Annotated in this window: 10 protein-coding genes; 9 read left to right on the top strand and 1 reads right to left on the bottom strand. The window is 59.5% G+C overall.

The features are described from left to right. Window positions 1-75 precede the first annotated feature (75 nt). Window positions 76-1,083, top strand: coding sequence for an aldo/keto reductase (locus tag A9Z00_RS08610; RefSeq protein WP_296975909.1), 1,008 nt, complete (start codon window positions 76-78; stop codon window positions 1,081-1,083). A gap of 113 nt (window positions 1,084-1,196) precedes the next feature. On the opposite strand, the gene A9Z00_RS08605 is transcribed toward A9Z00_RS08610, so the two are convergent. Next, the gene (locus A9Z00_RS08605; RefSeq protein WP_296975906.1) at window positions 1,197-4,613 is read right to left on the bottom strand and encodes an S-layer homology domain-containing protein; all 3,417 of its coding nucleotides are present in this window, start codon (window positions 4,611-4,613) and stop codon (window positions 1,197-1,199) included. Window positions 4,614-4,953: 340 nt separating this feature from the next. Between A9Z00_RS08605 and rlmD the strand changes: the two genes are divergently transcribed. The 8 genes from rlmD (at window position 4,954) to A9Z00_RS08565 (ending at window position 17,158) form a co-directional block, all read left to right on the top strand. Beyond that, window positions 4,954-6,462, top strand: a complete 1,509-nt coding sequence (rlmD, locus tag A9Z00_RS08600; protein WP_296975903.1) for a 23S rRNA (uracil(1939)-C(5))-methyltransferase RlmD — start codon at window positions 4,954-4,956, stop codon at window positions 6,460-6,462. A gap of 337 nt (window positions 6,463-6,799) precedes the next feature. Then, on the top strand, window positions 6,800-8,401 hold the full coding sequence (locus A9Z00_RS08595; RefSeq protein WP_296975900.1) for a carboxylesterase family protein: 1,602 nt from the start codon (window positions 6,800-6,802) through the stop codon (window positions 8,399-8,401). 499 nt (window positions 8,402-8,900) lie between these two features. Beyond that, window positions 8,901-11,711, top strand: a complete 2,811-nt coding sequence (locus tag A9Z00_RS08590; protein ID WP_296975897.1) for a cohesin domain-containing protein — start codon at window positions 8,901-8,903, stop codon at window positions 11,709-11,711. A gap of 109 nt (window positions 11,712-11,820) precedes the next feature. After that, window positions 11,821-12,852 carry an S-layer homology domain-containing protein gene (locus A9Z00_RS08585; protein ID WP_296975895.1) on the top strand — a complete coding sequence of 344 codons (1,032 nt, stop codon included), beginning with the start codon at window positions 11,821-11,823 and terminating at the stop codon, window positions 12,850-12,852. Between the two features lie 335 nt (window positions 12,853-13,187). Further along, window positions 13,188-13,691: a DNA-deoxyinosine glycosylase gene (locus A9Z00_RS08580; RefSeq protein ID WP_296975892.1), complete on the top strand. Its 504-nt coding sequence runs from the start codon at window positions 13,188-13,190 to the stop codon at window positions 13,689-13,691. 273 nt (window positions 13,692-13,964) lie between these two features. Next, complete coding sequence (locus tag A9Z00_RS08575) at window positions 13,965-15,353, top strand: ABC transporter substrate-binding protein (RefSeq protein ID WP_296975889.1); 1,389 nt, start codon at window positions 13,965-13,967, stop codon at window positions 15,351-15,353. 99 nt (window positions 15,354-15,452) lie between these two features. Beyond that, complete coding sequence (locus A9Z00_RS08570) at window positions 15,453-16,334, top strand: carbohydrate ABC transporter permease (protein WP_296975885.1); 882 nt, start codon at window positions 15,453-15,455, stop codon at window positions 16,332-16,334. Beyond that, window positions 16,334-17,158, top strand: coding sequence for a carbohydrate ABC transporter permease (locus tag A9Z00_RS08565; RefSeq protein WP_296975882.1), 825 nt, complete (start codon window positions 16,334-16,336; stop codon window positions 17,156-17,158). Before A9Z00_RS08570 ends, A9Z00_RS08565 begins: the two co-directional genes overlap by 1 nt. Window positions 17,159-17,162 lie beyond the last annotated feature (4 nt).

Here is a 17,162-nt window from a genome sequence, read left to right as displayed (position 1 = left end):
AAAAGTGGCTCTGTGAACGACCATTTCCCCCCATTATAATGGGGCCGGAACGAACCGGAAAGGGGCTGGATGCGCATGATGGGCAAGAAGAAACTGGGGCGCACGGACATCGAAGTGAGCGCGGTCGGCTTCGGCTGCTGGCCGATCGGCGGTCAGTTCCTGCTCGACGGGCATCCCGACGGCTACGGCGAGGTGAACGACGACGTGTCGATCCGCGCGATCGAACGGGCGCTCGAGCTCGGGATCCAATTCTTCGACACGGCGGACGTGTACGGCACCGGACACAGCGAGGAAGTGCTGGGCCGCGCGCTGAAAGGTCGCCGCCACGAGGCGGTCATCGCGACGAAATTCGGCTTCACCTACGACGAAGCGACCCGGAACGTGTACACGAAAATCAACGTGTCGCCGGACTATATCGTCCGGGCCTGCGAGCGGTCGCTGCGGCGGCTCGGCACGGACTACATCGACCTCTACCAGATCCACCCCGGCTCCATTCCGGACGACCGGATCGACTCGGTCATCCACTCGCTGGAGCGGCTGAAGGAGAAGGGATGGATCCGCGCGTACGGCTGGAGCACGGAGGACCCGGAGGCGGCCGAAACGTTCGCCGCCAGGTCCGGAGCCGCGGCATTCCAGCATCCGCTCAACGTGCTGGCCGATTCCCCGATGGTGGAGCTCTGCGCGCGGCACGGCCTCACGAGCATCAACAACATGCCGCTCGCGATGGGGCTGCTCAGCGGCAAGTTCAACCGCTCGTCGCAGCTTCCGGCCGATGACGTGCGCGGCAGCATGCACGCCTGGGTGCGCTACTTCAAGAACGGCCGGCCGGTGCCGGAATATCTCGACGCGCTGGACGCGATCCGGGAGGTGCTGACCTCCGGGGGCCGCACGCTCGTGCAGGGCGCGCTCTGCTGGATCTGGGGACGCGGCGCGCATACGGTGCCGATTCCGGGCATCAAGCATCCCGCGCAGGCGGAAGAGGCCGCGAAGGCGATGGCATTCGGTCCGCTTTCGCCGGAGCAGATGGCGGAAATCGACCGGATCCTGCGGAATCTGGACGCGGAAGTGAACCGGGCGGGGTGAAGGCGCGCCGCCTTCGCCCCGTTCTTCCGGTCCCGGCTTGCATGCATACGGTCAGAAAGAGGGCCCTTCCGGCAGGAACATGCCCGCCGGAAGGGCCTCCGCTGTCGGGGGTGTCAAGCCCGGGTCTGGGCCAGATATTCGATCAGTCGGACAAAGACGGCCGCGACTTCGGCACGGCTGGCGACCCCCTTCGGATCAAAGAGGTTGCCGTTCCTGCCGGTTATGATGTTCAGGCTTTGCAGCGCATGAACGGCCTCCAGCGCCCACGGGCTGATCTTGCCCTCATCCGCGAAGGGCCGACCCTGACCCTGAGGAATCGCGTAGCCTTTGGATTTCATGTAATTGTAGAGCATTACGATCATCTGCTCGCGCGTAATCGGAGCATGGGGATCAAACCGATCCGCGCCAACCCCGTTCACGATGCCGGTTTCGGCCGCCCACGCGACCGCGGCCGTGTACCACTGTCTGTCCGCCACGTCTTTGAAACGGGTGTTCCGGTAACCGGAACGGTTCACTTGTTCGAGATTGGCCAGTACCTGTACGAACATGGCGCGCGTCATCGAAGTTCCCGGCGAGAACGTTGCAGAAGACGTGCCGTTGAACAGCCCGAAGGTGTAGGCGGTCACGACATGGCGGTAGAACCAGGCGTTTTCGTCGACGTCGCGGAAAGGACCGCCGGACGCCACGGAGAAGCCGAGCGCCGACATCTCATCCGGCACCAGCTTCGCGCCCGCCCGAATGTTGAGCGACAAGCCGCTTTCGAAGATGACGGCCGCACCGCCCGATCCGATCACGATCTCGCCGTCCGGGGCGATCGTCGTGCCCGCGGGCGCCAGAATCCGGATTCCGCTTCCGGTTACAATCTCGCCTCCGCCCGGCAGGATCGTGTTGCCGTTCTGATCCTTGACGGCCGGACTGCCTTCCGGTGTTTTCAGCGTGTAAGGCAGTTCCGAATCGGTATCCTGGCCGGTTCCCCCGCCGCCGGGAATGATGATCACCGGATACGAGGACCTCCGCGGCGTCGCCTTCACGCTTGCCGCCGCACTGTCGCCTTTCTCGTTGACCGCGACAACCTTGAAGGTATACTCCTGACCGTTGTTCAGTCCGGTAAAGGTATATTCGTACGTCGACGCATCCACCGGGACCGGTGACTCATCATCGTACCAGACCTTGTATCCCAGGATCGGTTTCCCTCCGTCGTATGCCGGAGCCGTCCATTTCAACGTGACCTTGCCGTCACCCGCAACGGCCGTCAAGCCGCCCGGAGCATCCGGCACTCCCGGCCTGCGCTGCGAGAACATCCAGTCAAAGAGATCGGTGTAGTCATCGTTCCACGGCGGCAAGTTGGGTGACTGCGCGGTCGGCGCGATGCTCCAGATTCCGCCTGTGTGCGGATTGTCCATCGTGAACCGGTTGTACAGAACCGCCGCTTCCACCTCGTGTGCGATATAATCGAGCAGCGGCGGATCGAGATCCGGATTCGGCCGTTGGCTCGGCTGGTCGTATTGATTGTAGGGCCACGTAAGCGCCTCGTTGCTCTCGAAGCGGGTAGCCCGCGCGTTCGTCATGTTCGGCATATCGTTGGTGATGAAGTTGTTGAGCGTCTGCTGATAGATCCCGACATTGTGCGCATTGATGAACATCCAGTAAGCCAGATCCCTGTGTTCTTCAGGGAACCTGCTCGTATCCGGCGAGCCGAATACCGGTGACAAGGTGGCCGCCGCCGCGAAGAAGCCGGGATAGGCGTTGATCAGGGTGTTCGTATACGCGCCGCCCCAGGAGAAGCCCGCCGCATAGATGCGATCGGGATCCACCAGCCCTTCCGCAATCAGTTCGTCGATCACCCGCTTCACATCGTCCGTCTGCGGAGTCGCCGTTCCATTGTAGGAAATGTTCAGGATGTGGCTCGCGTATTTGTCGAAATTCTCCTCCATCCGCTTCATCAGGGCAACCGCACCGTTGGCGGATTTCATCGACGCCTTCTGGTCGATATGCGCCTGGGTGCCGCCGCGCGAGAAGCCGTGTGTGTAGATATAGAGCGGCAATCCCTTCACCACATGGCCCTCTTGGTCCTTGTGCAGGTACAGCGCGTAATGGGCCGTCCCGCTCGTATGGGTGGTGAATTTGTCAAGGATCGGGTTCACGACGCCCGTCTGTTTGAAGACGGCGTAGCGGATCGGCCCGCCTTTCGTGAGCGCAATCTCGCCGTTCAGGACAATGCCGTAATGCTGCACGGTCGAGTTGCTGTTCTCGTCCAGCGTGGTGTGGCCGCCGACCTCCGTGTAGAACTCCAGTTCGATGACAATGTAGCGGCCGCTCTCCAGTCCGTCCCGATAATCCGGCGAATTGAACTTCTCCCCGAGATAGCCGCGCACCTTCGGTTCGTCATTGGCGTATACCCTCGTGATCCTGCGCTCTCCTTCGAAGACCGTGTTGCCGGACAGGGTCGTGTCCCGGTGCGATACGGCGAACAGGTCCGGACGGAGCGCGGAACCCTTCGCTTCCCGGCCCTCGCCCAGATCGATGATGACGGCCGTCGTGTACTCGCCCCGGGCAAAGTTGTCGTTCCACACGATGAACGGAATCTGTTCGGCGGCCGGATCATCCTTGAAAGTCACATGAATCCTGGTGTCGACGCGGATATCGGTCAGCGTGAACGCGTTGTCGGCACCGACCGTCACCGGTTGGCCGTCTACCGTGACGGTGTCCACGATTTTGCCTTTGTCCGGCTTGATGGTGAATTCGAGGCTGGTGCCGGGCTCCACCCTGAGCACGTTGCCGGGCGCGTTCGGCTCGACCCGGCCTCCCGGCTCCGCCACGATGATGACGGAAAGCCTGGGATCCGGTTTGATGGCGTCTATGAGCTTCACGCTGTCCCGGAAGGACTCGTCGCCGGTGAAGCCGGCATCCGGCGTTCCGAATGCGGATACCACTTCGTAGCGGTCCCCGCCCTTTTCCGTCGAGTTGTTGATGTTCACCTCGAAGGTCAGGTAGCCGCCGGATTCCAAGACCACATCGCGTCTCGGGATGCGGATTTCCACGATGTACCCGTCGTCCGTGATTCGGGTCCATGCGGCCCTGTCCGTATGGGACTGCCCCGAGAACACGCCCGTCGCGCTGACGCGCCATTGGTTGGAACCGCTGGAGCCCGGACCGACGAAAAATTCCACGCTGTCGTACGTATGGTCGCCGCCGGGCCCCACATACAGATTGCTGTCCTGCACTTCCACGCGGGCGTACACGTAGTCGTCGTCCCACAGGATCCGGACCGTGCCCGTGGCGCGGGGTCTGGGATCCCCTTCCGGCAGCGTGCTGCGGTTGATCGGATACGCCTTCGTCTGGTCCCACAGCGGGTCGTCGGCCCCGAGCTGGGGCGTTCCGAACATGGCGGTCGGCTTTCCGTTCTCCTCCGCGTGATCGCTGTCATCCGCTTCGGCGGCAAAGCCGTAAGATACGGGCAGCAAGGACGTCAGCAGCATGACGCAGCAGAAGAACGAAAGGATTCGGCGAGTTCGTTTGAATTGGAACATGAAATCTCATTGCCCTCCTTTACGTATTGGGTTGACCGGCGGCGTCCCGCCATGCGACCGGAGACTGCAATCACCTCCAATTCCGCAAACAGAGGTCCGGAACGCGGATGTAAACGCTTAAAAACTCATTGTGAATATATAAACCGAAAATCACCCACTGAAACCAGATGCCAGCCAAAATGGGACTTATTTCCTCATCTCTTGCGGGGGTTGTCCTGCTGCCGGTTGAGCGGACGGGCGTTTCCGCCGGGCGGATTGGCGGCGCGCGTCCGGTTCATGCTATGATGGACAAGAGGGTGCGACGGACGCAACCAGCATGAGAAACGGAGCGTACGGGGGCATGAAGAACCGACACCGGAAGGGCACGGAAGAAGAATCCGTCCGTACGAAAGCGGACGGAACCGCGGACAAGGGGAAAGCGAAACGCGTACATGGGCGCGTCCCGAAAAAGAGAGGGGATGAGCGCGTCGCGGATGTCCCGGCAGACGAGCTGAAGCCGGGCGACCGGATCGTCGTGACGATCCGGCGGATCGGCATCAACGGCGAGGGCGTCGGCTATTACAAGCGCAAGGCCGTCTTCGTGCCCGGCGCCCTGCCCGGCGAAGTCGTGAAAGCGGCCGTGGCGCGAACGGAACCGAACCGGCTGACGGCCGACCTGGTCGAAATCGAAAAGCGGTCGCCGCACCGGGTGAAGCCGCCCTGCCCGGTGTACGAACGCTGCGGCGGCTGCCAGCTCCAGCACATGGATTACGCGGGGCAGCTCAAGGCGAAGGAGGAGCTCGTCCGCGAAGCGTTCGCGCGCTACGCCGGCCTCGAGGGGGATCCGCTGCCGCTTCGCCCGATCATCGGCATGGACGAGCCCTGGCGCTACCGCAACAAGGCGCAGCTTCAGGCCGGGCGCACGCCGGATGGCAAGCTCGCCCTCGGACTCTACGAGCCGGGCAGTCACCGGCTCGTCGACATCGCCGGGTGTGCGGTGCAGCACCCGGCCGTGACCGAAGCCGCCGGGCGGATCCGGCGACTGATCGGTGAGGCCCGCGTGCCGGTCGGCAGCGGCCCGGAAGGCGCGCTGCGCACCGTCGTGCTGCGCGTCGCTCCCGAGTCGGGCAAGCTGCAGCTCGTCCTCGTCGCATCGGCCGGGCGGTTCCCAGGACTTGACCGGCTCGTCTCGTCGATCCGCCGCGAGCTTCCGCAGATCACCTCGATCTCGGTCAACGTCAACCGCGGCAGCTCCCCGCTCGTCTTCGGCGAGCAAACCCGGCTCCTATGGGGCGAACCCGCTCTGGAGACGAAGCTGGGCGAACTGTCCTTCAGGCTCTCGCCGCGCGCCTTTTTCCAACTCAACCCGGAGCAGACCGTAAAGCTGTACGATCTCGTGCGGGAGGCGGCCGCCCTGACCGGCCAAGAGACGGTCGTGGACGCCTACTGCGGCACCGGCACGATCGCGCTGTGGCTCGCGCCGCATGCGCGCGAAGTCCGCGGCATCGAGACGATCCGCGAGGCGGTCGACGATGCGGAGCGAAACGCGCGGCTGAACGGCCGGACGAACGCCCGCTTCTACGTCGGACGCGCCGAGGAACTGCTGCCCCGCTGGCTGAAAACGGGCTTCCGCCCCGACGTCATCGTCGTCGATCCGCCGCGCACCGGCTGCGACGACGCCCTGTTGCGCGCGGTCGCCGATGTGAAGCCGCCCCGCTTCGTCTACGTCTCGTGCAACCCGGCGACGCTCGCAAAGGACTGCCGTTTTCTGCTTGACTCGGGGTTCCGGATCGAATGGGTGCAGCCGGTGGACATGTTTCCGCAGACGAGCCATGTGGAATCGGTCCTGTTGCTGGTTCGGAACGAATAGCTGACGTGTGTCCGTACAGCCCAAAAACGAGAGCGCGGCCATGTTGACGCCGGCCATTCAGCCTTCTGGAACAAAACCATGACGCCAGGATGGGCTTCCCCTGCGCGTCATGTTTGTTTTTGAAGGCTTTATTAAGGCGAAAGATTGAAAGCGTTTCAAATGTCATGAATGCGGTTATGTCAAATATACGGTTCCCCATGCATTGTGAAGGGAGGTGGTTCATGACGCGGGCATGCCTCGTTTGTGACGGGTATCAAGGATGGTTAATTCTGTGGTTCGCATCCGCGGCTAAGCTGAACATGAAAAATCCCAACCTTGCGGTGGGAGGGGGATCATCGTGAAGAAATTCTGGACTGTCGTCATCGCGTTGATCATGACGCTTGGCTTGGCACAACAGGCCATGGCCCTGGATATTCCCGTCAGCAATAACGTGTACGAATTTGAGGCAGGGAATTTTGAGGCGGTAGACGGCTGGTATGTCGGGGACATCACGGTCAGATGGAACGGCAACGGCAACAATAAAGCCGATGTCACCTGGACCGGCAACCAGGGAGAGGTCATCGTTACGCCGTACACGGTCGTGAACAACAAACAGCGAGAAGGAAAGCTGGGCATCCAGATCCGGCAGACCACCGAAGAACAGACGGTCGTGTTTACCTTGACAAAGGTCAACAAACAAAAGCTTCACACCACGGTCGTCGTTCCCGCCTTGTACGACGGTCCGATATACTTCGACGTTTTGAGAACCGCGATCAACCCCGGATATTACTTCTCCGGCGCTCTGATCGATATGGGCGTTACGTTGACCGCCGACGCCGTGGACAAGGACACCTTCTCCGCAAAAGCCAGAGTCACCGAACATAACGGCGTCGTTCAGGGGGATTTCGGGAATTTTGCCTGGGATCCCGAAAAAGCGGGCTACGCGCTCGGAGACGGATGGGCGAAATGGAATATTGTCGACGCCTATGTCGCCGATGCCTATGGGAACAGGGTGGACAAGGGCAACTATGTAAAAATCGACATTGAATACAAGCCGAGAACCGAGCCGAGCGGAGCCAGCGGCGCCAACCGGTACGACGTTCCCGCTACCCGTGCGGCGTGGTACACGGGAGCGGGAAGCTACATTGCCTATGCGAGCGCAGAGGTAGAGATTACGCAGGAAAAGGAAATTCCGGGAATTGCATCTGCCACCTATGTCCAGCGGGAGACCAGGCACGATCCCCTGTTCGATAAATTCGAGATCCTGGATGCCCCCGGTGGCGGCAAATACGCGCTGTACACTCCCGAGAACGCCAGCGAGAACAACAAAAGACCGTTGTTCATCTGGTTCCATGGCACGGGAGAACGCTATTTCGGCGACAATCCGGGCGGCAATCTCATCGGCAACAGAGCCCTTTCCTTCGCAGACAGGGAGTTCCAGGAGGCCCTCAACGGCGCCTATGTATTGGCACCGCAATCCGCGACCGACGGATGGAACGCAAACCGACTCAACGACATGGAAGCACTCATTCATCAGGTCGTGGCCGAACATCATGTGGATCCCGACAGAATTTATGTGGGCGGACTTTCCATGGGCACCGTCATGACCACGCTGCTGATCACGTCCACCACCGAAAATCAGATCAACTTCGCCGCAGCGATCCTCTGCTCCGGGGGCAACATCAATGCGGCACAGGCGGAGATCATCGCGAGCAAGGGCTTCCCTGTATATCTTGTGGGCAACGCATCCGATTTTGCCGCGTCCGGCCTCCCCGCCTCGCTGGCCAACCTGCAGGCGGCAGGGGTGGACGCCAGGCTGAAACTGTATCCCGAGGGTCCCGTTTTCGACGGAGAATATTACTATGGCGCTCACGATTCCTGGAACTATATTTACAATAACCTTGTCGAAGATGAAAACGGTGAGACCATCTTCGAGTGGATTGCCAAACAGAGCCGTTGAGTTTCCGAAGCCTTTCTGTCATATCCGAGGGATGTAAGAACCCGTTCGACCCGAAAGCCGTTCATGGTTGACCCGGAAATTGGACCGTTACCGGTTCGGTTTCCGGGTTTTTGATGGCGAACCGCACATCGGAAGAACACGCAGGGTACAGGCCTTTCCCTTGTTTTTTCGGCAAATCGCGCTTTTATTCGGCCCGACGGGCCGGGGAAAGGCGCTTTTTCAGGACATTCAGACGATAAAAATAGTCATTCCGGACGCGCAGGATTCGACGTCCTTTTCACCCCTCTTCTGCTATGCTTCAAGTTACCCGAACGATGGAGCGTGCGAGAGGTGATGAACATGGTTTGACATTGTAAAACCATCTGTTTTTTGTTGCCAAGAATGACAAACATGGTTTGATAATGTAAAACATCCATGGTTGCAGAAAGGCCTGCGAAGCTGCGGAACAATGGCACGCATGTTTGTAAGCGCATTCATTTCGAAGGAGGGATTTTGGGTCATGCGCGGCAAAAGATCCGTGGCGGCCTTCCTGGTTTGCTTCGTTTTGGCCGCATGCTTCACTTTTCCCCAGGGCAGTGTGAAATCGGCGCCGGGCGAAACGTGGAGGCAGGTCCATCCCGACGACATCAAGATTGGCAAAAAATATCTCATCGTATCCGAGCATGGCGCACTCGTCAACGCCCAGGCGACCATCAACACCCCCGGCGACGTCACCGGCGACACCCAGATCGGCATGGCCTCCAAACCCGTGACGATCCGAAACGGTTTGATCACTTCCAAGGTGACGCCCGACATGATCTGGCAGTTCGGTCTGGGCGCCAACACCGCTCCCGCATCCGACGGGATCGGCGAAGGTCCGGGCTACCATCTGTACAACGACTCCCCCGGCCCGGGCGGAGGCACGGAGCCCTTGAGAAGGGAGCCCAGCTACAACGCGCAGCATGCGCCGCTCAACACGACGAACGCCTCCGTCAACGGCAACCAACAGAGCGTCATGCTGCACGTCCTGGACGAACAAGAAGGGACGGTGGCCCTGTACTTCTGGACCGGAGACAACCAATTCAACTTTGTCCTGACGAGCACGGAAGACGGCTTCACCGCGAAGAGTCCGGCCGCGAGCGCATCGACCGCCGCCCAACTGCTGGAGCTGATGCGGCAGTCCCCGCCGATCCGGCTGTACGAACCGAACGTGGACGTCGGCGAAGAGCATTACATCCTCGCGACAACCGGTCCGAACGGCACGATCAGCCCGACTTCCCTGACCGGCCATGTCTGGGTGAAAGCCGGCGAGGACGTGACCTTCACGTTCACCCCCGCGTTCGGGTATGAAGTGGACAAGGTGACGGTCAACGGCGAAGAAGTGGAAGTCTCCGGCAACACCTATACGATCCGGAACGTCACCACGGACGGAATCACCATCCACGTCACCTTCAAGCCTGTTGCCGATACGGTGGATTTGCCGTTCATCGTGTATAACGACATCTTCTCCGTCGGCAACGTCACGACGGCGGTCATCATCGACCTTGGCGAAGGCAGGACGGCCAACCTGTCCGATCTGAACACCGACATGTTCACGGTATCCGCAAGGAACACCAGACTCGACGGCGAGACCGTCATCTTTGAAGGCGCGCGCAAAATCACCCGGGTCTATGTCAACGACGAACCGAAGCCGCTCGGCTACGTGACGCCCGCGCCGGGATCCGATGACCTCGTGACGGATACGCCCGCAAGCGGACGCTATATCATCATCGAATTCGAGTTCTGGAACGATAGCGGGCCCGCATCCGGCGCAATGGTTTCGGGCGGTTTGCAAAACGCGTTCTCGGCGATTCTCAATTACCGCATCAACGTGAACCGGGAAATCCGGCTGTCGGACGGCACGACCCTCACGCCGCGATTCGTGCAAACCGCGGTGGTCAATCCGGCGCTTGACAAGTTCGTCCCGGATCAGACGAATCCGGGCGGCCCGGGCAATATGGACATCCTGGTCTCGATCGACGAGTCCTGGAGGGAGCTCGGTCCTCTCCCGCTGTTCATCTACAACCATGGCGGCGGTCGCGGAGGCCCTGCGGGTGACCATTTCGCGCCTGTCCAGACCGCGAACGGGGCGACCGTGCTTTCCAAGCTCCAACTGCAGCACCCCGGCAAGTACAACGCGCACATCATCGCCACGCAGAACCATGTGAACAGCCGGGAAAACAACGAAGCCCTGATCGCATACGTGGAGAGACTGGTCGCCGAGGGCATGGTGGATCCGAACCGGATTTACATGTCCGGATTCTCGATGGGCAGCATGTACACGATCGGTTTCTATACCCGCTATCCCGAGTTCCTCGCGGCGATCGTTCCGCTTGCGGGCGGCACCCTGCCGACCGAGGAGCAGCTTGTCGCGAATCCGAAACTCGGCAAGACCGCCATATGGGCCCATGTCCACCAGAATGACGGAGCCGGCAATTCCTGGATGCAGTATTTCTCCACGGGCCCCGGCGCCAGCGATTTGTTTGAAAATGCCAACGTGAACATTCTGGAGACGAACCAGGCCTTCAACTACCCGTACTTCGGCTTTGACTGGACGCCGCACGAAACCGAGGCCCAGGTGTTCAGCAACCTGCCGGGCCAATCGAAAACGGTCTACCGGTATGGCCCGAGCCAGGAGGCGTTCGCGGACAAGAACATCTTCGACTGGATGTTCGCGCAGTCCAGAAAAAAGAGCGTTTCCGCCCCCGCTGCCGTTTTGTCGGGTCCGGCCAGGGCACAGTTCGGCGACACGTTCGACGTGACGTACGGTCTTGAAGGCTTGCAACAGGACGTGTACGCGCAAGACATCACGATTGAATACGACGCCGACAAGCTGGAACTGGCCGGAGAGCCGGCATCCCTGGACGCCGACCAGTTCGCGATCGTGGGCACGGACATCCAGGAAGGCAAGATCCGCATTCTGGCCGCTCATTTGAATGACGGCGCGAACGATCCGAACCGGAATCTCTTCACGCTCCGCTTCAAGGCCAAGAATACCGCCGGCGCAGCGGAGATCAGGATCGCGCAAGTCGTGATTGCCGACGGCGACGGCGTGGAAACGGAGATCGACGGTGACGCGATTGCGGTCGAGATTTACAAGCCGGTCATACCGGGAGATTTCAACGACGACAACCGGGTAAGCGTCGGCGACCTGGCGCTGTTGGCCAAGGCTTACGGCAAGACATCGGAAAGCCCGGATTGGGATCAGGTCAAGCATTACGACATCAACAACGACGGCGTCATCGACATCGAAGACCTTGTCGCGTTGGCACGGCTTATCCTGAATCCCTGATCGCTCCCATGCGGCCCGAGGGGGATCGGCGGCGCTCGTCGATCCCCCCGGGTCTGTTCCGGCGCGGCGATTGCCGCGTCCGATGCCTCATCTCAAGGAGATGATTCGTTTGAAGAACCGAACAGCGCTGCTTCTGCTGTTGATGCTTTTGTTCTTTGCCATGTTGCCGGCATGGGCATCCGCCGAAGACAAGCCTTCCTTCTCCATCAGCAGCACCGTCGATCAAGCGCGCGTCGGCGAAGAAATCCTGATCACGATCGAAAGCCCCAACGCAAGGGATGTCTACGGATACGAGCTTCGTCTGTCCTACGATCCGGAAGCCTTGACTTTCCTCGAAGCAACCACTCCGTGGGACGGCTTCACGGTTCCTCCGATCGTCGAGGACGGGAACATCATGTTCGCGCACACCAAGATCGGCAGACAGAAGGGCGAGAACGGCCCCGTTCGCCTTGCCGACGTGCGGTTCAAGGCGATCGGGCCTGGCGACGTCCCCGTTCGATTGACGCGCGCGAAGCTGGTGGACAGCGAGTTGGGCAGCACAACGGTCGAACCCGGCGCATTCGTGACGATCCGTGTATCCGATGCCGCTTACTACACGGATACGAAAGGTCACTGGGCCGAAGGAGGCATCGCGCGGGCGACGGAAATGGGCTGGATCAAGGGGTATCCGGACGGAAGATTCGGCCCGGACCAAGCGATCACGCGCGCGGAATTCGCCACGATGCTGTCCAGAGCGCTCGCGCTCTCGGCTCCGTCCGGCCAGGCCCGGATCTTCGGGGATCACGAGAGCATTCCGGCATACGCGAAACCTTTTGTCACGCAAGCGGCTGCCGCCGGTTTGGTAATGGGATACGAAGACGGGACGTTCAGGCCGCTGCAAAGGATCACCAACGCCGAAATGACGGTCATGCTGATGCGCGTATTGGGATACGATGACCGGATGGATACGAGGCCTTCGCTGCCCTACAAAAACGCGGATCAAATTCCGGCATGGGCTTACCCGGCCGTTGCGGCAGCCACGGAAGCGGGCATCGTCAGGGGAAGGAGCGGCAACCGATTCGATCCGGACGATCATGCGACCCGCGCCGAAGCCGTTGTACGGATCCTGAGGATATTGGATCGCATCGCTCCGGCATCCTGAATGAAGAAGCCCCTTCCGGTGAAATCCGCTCCGCCGGAAGGGGCTCGTTTTTCAGTGACCGCCGGATATTCCAAGGCCGCTTCGCAATCCCGTCAGGTACAGTCCCTGGAGGGAACGGGATTCCGGGTTCGGACAAAGGATTTGCCGCCAGCGAGACGAATTGTACATTGCATAGCCCCCGGGTTTCGGAGCCTGGATCTGAACCGGCCCGGCATTGCCGAACGCGCATCGGCCACGAAACGATGGACACCGGCGAAAGCCGGGATACGGTGGCGCCGTTTTTCTTCGACGTCCTGTCCGACGCGCAGCGATGATGAATCACGGAGGGATCGCCATTGACCGCCATCTTCCACCCCATCCCGCCGATATACGACGAGCACAGCGAGATTCTCATCCTCGGCAGCTTTCCGTCGGTGAAGTCGAGGGAGGCGCAGTTCTTTTACGGCCATCCGCAAAACCGCTTCTGGCGCGTGGTGGCGGCCGTATTCGAACAGGACGTTCCCCGGACGTTCGAAGAAAAAAAGGCATTCCTGCTGCGGAACCGGATCGCCCTGTGGGACGTCATCGCAAGCTGCGAAATCGAGGGCAGTTCGGACCAGACGATCCGGGATGCCGTTCCCAATGATCTGACGCCGATCCTGAGCACCGCGAACATCCGACAGATCTTCGTCAACGGCAGGAAGGCGGAACAACTGTTCAACAGGCTGATCGCGCCGACAATCGGACGAAAAGCGATCTGCCTGCCCTCCACTTCACCCGCCAACGCCGCGAAAAGCCTGGAGCAATTGATCCGGGAGTGGAGCGTCATCAGGGACTTTCGTTCGGGCGACGCGCCATGAACGGACGCCCCCGTTTTCGACCGCTGCGATCGCGCCGATTGATGAAGCGGGCTGCTTCAAAATGAGAAATGCCGGCCCCCTCCATTGTTCGCTGTTTCATATAACCATTTTCCCACAGACACTTCGCCCCCTATCCAACGACAAATTAAGATAAAAATCGAGCAAAAAATGAATATGTCAACTGGTTGACATCCATATGACAACCGGTTATCATACGGGTATGAATTGAATGCGCATTCAAACTAAAACAACCACACACAGGGGGCGGAGCCTTTGAAAGCTTTCAAATCATTCGCATTTTTGAGCCTGTGTACGATTCTGCTGGTTGGACTGCTGTCGGCATGCTCGGGCGGCAACAAAGAAAATACCGGCTCGTCGAATTCCGGCTCTGCCGGCGGATCAACCGGAACATCGTCGGAATCGACAGGATCGGCCGCCGGTTCCGGAAAAGAAATCAAGATCACGTTCTTCAACACGTCGGCCGAAGTCAACACGGTCTTCGAAGAGCTGTTCGCCAAGTATCACGAAATCAATCCGAATGTGACGGTGGAACTGATTCCAACACCGATCGGCGGCGCCCAGATCGAAATCTTCCAATCCCGTCTGGCCTCGGGCAATCCCCCGACCATCTCGAATCTGGACGCTGGCCACATTCTTCTCTACAAGGACAAGTTCCTCGATCTGGAGAGCGTGCGGGCGAAATACGAAGAACTGACGCTGCCCGGCGCGGTGGAAGGCGGCGTGTTAGACGGCAAGTTCCTGGGCATTCCGTGGAGCGCCCAGGGGTACGGTCTGCTGTACAACACCCGGGTCGTCGAGGAAGCGATCGGCGGTCCGTTCGATCCGTCGACCATCCGCACGCGGGACGATCTGGCGGCACTGCTTGAGAAGGTTGACGCGGCAGGCATTCCTCCGGTCATAATTCACGGCGCGGACTGGTCGCTGGGCGCCCACTACTTCGCACTCGGTTTCTCCCTGCAATCGCGGAACGCCGAGGAACGATTCCAATTCTGGGAAGATCTCAAGGCAGGCAAGGTCAAACTTGCCGACAACGCGGTATTCAACGGTCTGATGGATACGTTCGATCTGCTCAAGAAGTATAACGCCCGCAAGAACGATCCGCTCGTGGCGAACTATGAACTGGACAGTGCGGATTTCGCGAGAGGCAAAGCCGCATTCTACTTCATGGGCGACTGGACCTGGGCGGTCATCGGTTCCCTGGAGGACCGGGACAACGACTTCGGCGTCCTACCCATTCCGATCAGCAACAATCCGGACGACTACGGCAACGGGCAGATTCCCTACAGCGAGCCCAAGCTGTTCGCCATTGACAACAGCGCCGCGACGCCGGAAGAACAGCAGGCGGCTCTGGAATTCATCGAATGGATGCTCACCAGCGAGGAAGGCCAGAAGGCCATCGTGGAGAAAATGGGACTGGTCATGCCTTACAAGGATGTCAAGGCCGAAAGCAGCAACGTCATCGCCAAAGCCGTAGCCGAATACGTCAGCAGAGGCGAGACCATCGACATCTCGATTATCAACTATTTCCCGGCAGATTACTGGGCCAATAATGGCGCTTCGATGCAGAAATACCTGGTCGACAAAATTGACCGTGCGGGACTCTTTGAGGAAATCGAGAAGTACTGGCAGAATGTTGATTGAAGCGCATCGCTGCAGGAAGTTGAACAATGGGCGTAAGGCACAGGGTCTTGCGCCCATCTTCTTCCCGACATCATATCGCAAATTAAAGGTGCGGTAATTATGAAGAAAAACCAAGCGTTGAGGAATGCGGGACTTTTTTTTCTTTTCGGCGGTCCTTCCCTGATCGCGTTCACGCTCGTCTTCCTGATCCCGTTTGTCGTCGGGCTGTACCTGACCTTCACCAAATGGGACGTCGTGAACAATGACGGTTCGTTTGTCGGATTTGTCAACTATGTGGAAGTGTTCAGGGACAAATCATTTCTGACGCAGCTTTGGTTCACGATCCGGTACGTCTTTTTCACGGTGATCTTCTCCAATGTGTTGGCCTTCCTGATCGCCCTGGCGCTGACCACCGGCATCAAAGGGGAGCGCTGGATCAGGACCGGCTATTTCACGCCCAACCTGATTGGCGGCATTGTTCTCGGCTATCTGTGGCAAAGCCTGTTCTCCCGCGTCATGCCGTTCCTCGGACAGAAATACGGCTGGCCGCTCTTCGAGACGTCCTGGCTGACCGATACGGACAAGGCGTTCTGGGCGTTGGTCATCGCCACGTCATGGCAGCTGGCCGGCTATCTGATGATCATCTACATTGCCGGCATCACCGGCGTCCCGAAAGACGTGATCGAAGCAGCCAAAATGGACGGCGCCGGAAACTTTACCATCCTCCGGAAAGTCGTGCTGCGGCTTTCCATACCGGCCGTCGTCGTCTGCGTCTTCCTGTCCGTGTCCCGTTCGTTCCTGACGTATGATTTGAACCTCAGCCTGACGAAGGGCGGGCCGTTCAACTCGACCGAGTTGGCCACCTACCACATCGTGCAGAAGGCTTTCCTGTCCAACCAGTACGGAGTCGGCCAGGCAGAAGCAATCGTGCTTTTCGTCATTGTGGCGGCCGTTGCGCTGACCCAGTCCTATCTGCTGAAGAAGCTGGAGGTGGAATCGTAATGTCGGCGCGGCGTGCGGGCCGTTTCCTGAAGCATGTCCTGATTTACGCGGGACTGGTCGTGTTCCTGTCACCTTTTCTGATCGTCATCCTGAACTCGTTCAAGAAAACCCAATATTTCGTCGAAAATCCGATCGCGTTGCCGGACACGTTCAGTTTCGCCAACTATATCGACGCGTTTCACAAAATGAACTTCATGCAAGGGTTCATCAATACGCTCCTGATCACGGTGTTCGGCGTATTCGTCATCATCCTGTTTTCATCCATGACGGGCTACCTGTTCGTCCGCTTCGACTGGAAAGTGAACAAGATCCTGTTCTTCATCATGCTGGCGGCCATGACCGTTCCATTCCAGGTCATCATGATCCCGCTGGTCATGCTGTACGGCAACCTCGGACTGCTGGACTCGAAGGCCATGCTGATCTTCATGTACATGGGCTTCGGCGTGCCGCTGGGCGTCTTCACGTTTCACGGCTTCATCAAGGGGATTTCCTACGAGCTGGAGGAATCTTCGTTCCTGGACGGCTGTTCCCGACTCAGGACGTTCTTCCAGATCGTCTTTCCCCTGCTCAAACCGGTCGTGGTCACGCTGATCGTGCTTGACGTGCTGTGGATTTGGAACGACTACCTGCTGCCGAGCCTCGTGCTGTTGTCGCCGTCGAACCGGACGCTGCCGCTGTCCACGTACGCGTTTTTCTCTTCCTATTCCGTCGACTATGGCCCCCTGATGGCCGGACTCGTCATGACCATCATTCCGGTCCTGATTCTCTACCTGATCCTGCAGGATTACGTCATCAGGGGAATCACGGAGGGGGCTTTGAAATAAACCG

The organism is Thermobacillus sp. ZCTH02-B1, from assembly GCF_002159085.1.
In the GTDB taxonomy this organism is placed as follows: domain Bacteria; phylum Bacillota; class Bacilli; order Paenibacillales; family Paenibacillaceae; genus Thermobacillus.
Note: the sequence above shows the minus strand (reverse complement) of the source record. Positions and strands in the feature narration are given on the sequence as shown.

Excerpts from the sequence above, each read along its gene's own strand:
- A9Z00_RS08610 (WP_296975909.1), top strand. The coding sequence starts at position 76 with ATGATGGGCAAGAAGAAACTGGGGCGCACGGACATCGAAGTGAGCGCG.
- rlmD (WP_296975903.1), top strand. The coding sequence starts at position 4,954 with ATGAAGAACCGACACCGGAAGGGCACGGAAGAAGAATCCGTCCGTACG.
- A9Z00_RS08565 (WP_296975882.1), top strand. The coding sequence starts at position 16,334 with ATGTCGGCGCGGCGTGCGGGCCGTTTCCTGAAGCATGTCCTGATTTAC.
- A9Z00_RS08590 (WP_296975897.1), top strand. The coding sequence starts at position 8,901 with ATGCGCGGCAAAAGATCCGTGGCGGCCTTCCTGGTTTGCTTCGTTTTG.
- A9Z00_RS08605 (WP_296975906.1), bottom strand. The coding sequence starts at position 4,613 with ATGTTCCAATTCAAACGAACTCGCCGAATCCTTTCGTTCTTCTGCTGC.
- A9Z00_RS08570 (WP_296975885.1), top strand. The coding sequence starts at position 15,453 with ATGAAGAAAAACCAAGCGTTGAGGAATGCGGGACTTTTTTTTCTTTTC.